Source organism: uncultured Brevundimonas sp. (assembly GCF_937870815.1).
Lineage (GTDB): Bacteria > Pseudomonadota > Alphaproteobacteria > Caulobacterales > Caulobacteraceae > Brevundimonas.
In genome coordinates this window covers 1-4,904 of record NZ_CALMZS010000171.1, presented here as the reverse complement: position 1 = coordinate 4,904, position 4,904 = coordinate 1, and the positions used below count along the sequence as shown (strand labels likewise).

Below are 4,904 nucleotides of genomic sequence, written 5' to 3'. Positions count from 1 at the left end.
GCCCTCTACCAGCGGCTCGCGCAGGGGCTGGAGGGCACGGCGATGGCCAGCTTCTCGCATCTGCCGGCCGAGGACCGCTGGGCGCTGGCCTTCTATGTCGGCCGCTTCGCCTTCACCGACGCCGAAGCGGCCGAGGGCAAGCGCCTGTGGGACGGCGATCCGGCGGTCCGCGCGGCCTTCCCCGACCTGGCCGCCCTCACCCAGACCACGCCGGCCGAGCTGGCCACCCGCCTCGGCGAACCCCGCGCGCGGGCCCTGACCGCCTATCTGCGACGTCATCCCGAGGCGGCGGCGCGCCCGACCGGATCGACGCTGACCCTCGCGCGGACGCGCCTTGCGGAAAGCGAGGCCGCCTATCGCCGGGGCGACCGCAAGGCGGCGACGGACCTGGCGCTATCCGCCTACCTCGATGGCGTCGAGCCGATCGAGCCGGCCCTGGGCGCCCGGGACGGCGCCCTGCTGCGCCGGGTCGAGACCGCCATGACCGAGCTGCGCGTCTCAATCGGCCGGGGCGCGCCCGCCCAGGAGGTCGCGGACCGGGTCGCCCGTGCGAACGCCCTGCTGGACACGGCCGAGCGGGCCCTCGCGCCCCAGGAGGCGGACAATCTCGCCAGCTTCCTCGGCGCCTTCACCATCCTGCTGCGCGAAGGGCTGGAAGCCCTCCTCATCGTGGTGGCGATGATCGCCTTCCTGAGGAAGGCCGAGCGGCCCGAGGTGCTGCGCTATGTCCACGGCGGCTGGGTGGCCGCGCTGGTCGCCGGCGGCGCCACCTGGGCGGCCGCGACCTTCTTCATCTCCATCAGCGGCGCCAGCCGGGAGCTGACCGAAGGCTTCGGCTCGCTTCTGGCGGCCGTGGTGCTCGTCTCGGTCGGCATCTGGATGCACGGCAAGTCGCACGCGGACGCCTGGCAGACCTATATCCGCGACAAGCTCTCCGCAGCGCTGTCGAAGCGATCGGCCTGGTTCCTGTTCCTGCTGGCCTTCGTCGTGGTCTACCGCGAGGTCTTCGAGACCATCCTGTTCTATGCGGCGATCTGGAGCCAGGGCGGCCATCTCGGCATGCTGGCCGGCGCCCTTACGGCGGTGGCCATCCTGGCCGTGGTGGCCTGGGCCTTGCTGGCCTACAGCAAGCGCCTCCCGATCGGCCGGTTCTTCTCGCTGAGCTCGATCCTCATGGCCATCCTGTCGGTCGTCCTCGTCGGCAAGGGGGTGGCGGCGCTGCAGGAAGCGGGCTGGCTCGACGTGCACCCGGGCGCCTGGGTCCCCCGCCTCGAGCTTCTCGGCCTCTATCCCACGGTCGAAGGCCTGGCCGTTCAGCTTCTGACGATTGCTATCCTCGTGGTCGGCTTCTCCCGGCATGCGGCGCCGAGGCGCGCGCGCCCAGCTTCTTGAGCGGGCGTCTCCGTCCGAGGCCCTAACTGCGGCCCGGCGGGGTTTCAGAGCTGCTTGGCGCCGATAGCCGTGCGGTCCGCGGATACCCAAGGTGCGGGGCTGCAGCCAATGGCGTTCGAGCGAATGCCCAGGTGCGGAGATTAGGCGCCCTATTCTCCGCACTTGGCGCGGAGAATAGCCTTGCTCTTGCGGCGAATAACGCCCATATTCTCCGCAGGGAGTGCGGGGAATGACGCAATACATCCACGAGATCGATGGCTGGCCGCGTCTGGACTGGCGCGCTGACGCGCTTGCCGATCGCCTCGCAGCCGTCCGCCATCGCCAGGGCCTTCTGCTTGGCCGGATGCACACGCTCGGCTTCGATCTCCGCGCTGAAGCCGTCCTCGAGACCCTTACCGAAGACGTCCTGAAATCCAGCGAGATCGAAGGCGAGCTGCTCGACAAGGATCAGGTGCGATCCTCGATCGCCCGCCGCCTCGGCATGGATATCGGGGCCCTCGCTCCCGCGGACCGCAACGTCGAGGGCGTCGTCGAAATGATGCTCGACGCGACCCAGAACTTTGCGTCTCCGCTTACCGAGGAACGACTGTTCGCCTGGCACGCCGCCCTGTTTCCGACCGGGCGCAGCGGCATGACCAAGATAGTCGTAGGCGCCTGGCGCAACGAGAGCTCCGGCCCGATGCAGGTCGTCTCAGGCCCTTTCGGACGGGAGCGCGTGCACTATGAAGCGCCCCCCGCCGCCCGTTTGCAGGACGAGATGCGGGCGTTCCTCGACTGGTTCAACGGCGAGCCGCGGACTGACCCGGTCCTCAAGGCCGCGATCGCCCACCTGTGGTTCGTGACCATCCACCCGTTCGACGACGGGAACGGCCGGATCGCGAGGGCGATCGCCGACATGGCGCTCGCCCGCTCCGAGAAAAGCGCCCAGCGCTTCTACAGCATGTCCGCCCAGATCCGGCTGGAGCGCAAAGACTACTACGCCACCCTGGAGACGACCCAGAAAGGCGCGCTCGATGTGACCCTCTGGCTGGACTGGTTCCTCGGCTGCCTCGATCGCGCGTTCGACGGCGCGGAAGCCACCCTGACCCATGTGATGCGCAAGGCGCGCTTCTGGGAGGCGCTCGCAGGTCAGACGTTGAGCGAGCGCCAGAGCACGGTCATCAACCGGCTGCTCGACGGCTTCGAAGGCAAGCTCACCTCGACCAAATGGGCCGTGCTGACGAAGTCCTCGCCCGACACGGCCTTGCGCGACATCAACGATCTGATGGACCGTGGAATCCTTGTGAAGGATGACGGCGGCGGACGCAGCACGAGCTACTCCCTGGTCGATCGAGGATAGGCGGCTCCACATCGCGTCGGCGGAGCCACCACATCGGGCGGCTCCGCCCGAGCGGGCGCGTCTCGACAGGGATGATGCAACTCGCCAGTTCTGGCGAGTTACCGCCGAAAACCTGCTTATTTCGCCAGAAGTGGCGAGTTACGACCTTCGCAAACCTTGCGACGCCTCAAGGCGCCGCCGAGGCGCCAGGTCAGCGTCCGTAGGAAGCTGGGAAGCCCCTGAACATCAACGCGAGGCGCGGGGTTGTTCGTCGTGCTCAAGGCGACGTCAGGCCTGACGGGCGATGGCGATGGCGGAGAGATCTGAGGCGGCATCGACCGGAACCCCGGCCGCCTTGCGCTCCGAATAGCGGTCCACGAGCTGGACGGCGTGCGGCCGGGTCAGGACGGTGAAGCGCACCAACTCCTCCATCACGTCGACGATGCGCTCATAGTAGGCCGAGGGCTTCATCCGGCCGGCCTCGTCGAACTCCTGGAAGGCCTTGGCCACGCTCGACTGGTTCGGGATGGGGATCATTCGCATCCAGCGTCCGAGCAGGCGCAGGGTGTTGACGGCGTTGAAGCTCTGCGATCCGCCGGACACCTGCATGACGGCGAGCGTCCGGCCCTGGGTCGGGCGCATCCCGCCCAGGCTCAACGGCAGGTGATCGATCTGCAGCTTCATGACGCCGGAGACCTGGCCGTGCCGTTCCGGACTGCACCAGACCATGCCCTCCGACCAGAAGGCGTGCTCGCGCAACTCGCGCACCGCCGGGTGGTCGTCGTCGACGGACGCGCCCGGCAGGGGGAGGTCGGAGGGGTCGAAGATGCGGGTTTCGCATCCCATCCGTCGCAGCAGGCGGGCCGCTTCCTCGACGCAGAGACGCGAGTAGGACCGCTCGCGCAGCGACCCGTAGAGAAGCAGGATGCGCGGCGGGTGGTCGTGCGGGCCCAGGCCGCGGGCCGGATCGGCGGACAGATAGGCCGCGTCCAGAGCCGGAAGATGTTCCTGATCCGGCAGCGATCGCAGGCGGGCGAAGGTCATCACAGGTCCTTGGTCAGATAGGCGGCCGATGCCGGGCAGAGGTCCGCGAACTCGCGGGTTCGCCGGATCGCGGCGCGCGGCTTCCCGATCGGCGGCGAGGAAGCCGTGTCGGGTGAAGAAGGGTTCGGCCGTGGTCGTGAGCAGATGGAGACGTTCGCCGCCCAGGTCCCGGGCGACGCTCTCGGCGGCGGCCAGCAGCCGGCTTCCCAGACCTCGCCCCCTTCCGGCCCGCGAGCACGACCAGGGAGCGAAGCAACAGATCCCGCCCCTCACCTTCCAGCCCCACATAACCCGTCAGGGCGCCGTAGTGGTCGGCGCTGAAGTAGCGGCCGGCGCCCGGCTCCGGCAGGCCCGCGCCTCGCAGGGTCGCGAGCAGGCCGGCGTCATCGGCGTCCAGGAGATGCAGACTGACCATCAGCCGGCGTCCTTCGGCGGGGCCGTGTCCGGGAACCAGCGCCGGCCCATCCAGAGCGCCACCGAGACCAGCAGGATCAGCACCGGCACCTCGACCAGGGGGCCGATGACGGCCGCGAAGGCGACCGGCGAGGTCAGTCCGAACGCCGCGATGGCCACCGCGATGGCCAGCTCGAAATTGTTCGAGGCCGCGGTGAAGGCCAGGGCGGTGGTGCGCGGATAGTCGGCCTCGATCAGCCGCCCCATGAGGAAGCTGACCACGAACATGACGAGGAAGTAGATCGTCAGCGGAATGGCGATGCGCAGCGCATCCAGCGGCAGGGCCACCACCTCGCCGCCCTTGAGGCTGAACATCACCACGATCGTGAACAGCAGGGCGATCAGGGTGATCGGTCCGATGCGCGGCAGGAAGCGGCGCTCGTACCAGTCCGCGCCCCGGCGGGCGATCAGGCTGCGCCGGGTCAGGAACCCGGCCAGGAAGGGAAGACCGAGGTAGACCAGCACCGCGCCGGCGATGGTCCAGACGCTGACGTCCACCACGCTGCCCTGCAGCCCGAGCAGGGGCGGCAGGACCGTGAGGAACACCCAGGCATAGAGGCTGAAGAACAGGATTTGGAAGATCGAGTTGAAGGCGACGAGACCGGCCACATACTGGTTGTCGCCCCGCGCCAGCTGGTTCCAGACCAGCACCATGGCGATGCAGCGCGCCAGGCCGATCAAGATGACGCCGGTCATG

At 68.8% G+C, this 4,904-nt stretch carries 4 protein-coding genes and 1 pseudogene; 2 read left to right on the top strand and 3 right to left on the bottom strand.

The features are described 5' to 3' along the window. Both Q0588_RS11225 and Q0588_RS11220 read left to right on the top strand, forming a co-directional pair. On the top strand, positions 1-1,392 hold a 1,392-nt coding region (locus tag Q0588_RS11225), incomplete at its 5' end, for an FTR1 family protein (protein ID WP_298746063.1). A gap of 229 nt (positions 1,393-1,621) precedes the next feature. Next, positions 1,622-2,731 (top strand): Fic family protein, encoded by a 1,110-nt coding sequence (locus tag Q0588_RS11220; protein WP_298746061.1) that lies wholly within the window; start codon positions 1,622-1,624, stop codon positions 2,729-2,731. Between the two features lie 267 nt (positions 2,732-2,998). Here the strand turns inward: Q0588_RS11220 and arsH are convergent, their stop codons facing one another. The 3 genes and pseudogenes from arsH to arsB all read right to left on the bottom strand — a co-directional run. Continuing rightward, entirely contained in the window at positions 2,999-3,754 is a 756-nt protein-coding gene (gene arsH / locus Q0588_RS11215; protein ID WP_298746065.1) for an arsenical resistance protein ArsH, read from the bottom strand. A 159-nt stretch (positions 3,755-3,913) separates the two neighbouring features. Then, positions 3,914-4,042 (bottom strand): annotated as a pseudogene (locus Q0588_RS11210) (hypothetical protein); the annotation flags it as partial. 126 nt (positions 4,043-4,168) lie between these two features. Next, positions 4,169-4,904: ACR3 family arsenite efflux transporter (gene arsB, locus Q0588_RS11205; RefSeq protein ID WP_298746060.1), on the bottom strand; the 736-nt coding region annotated here is incomplete at its 5' end.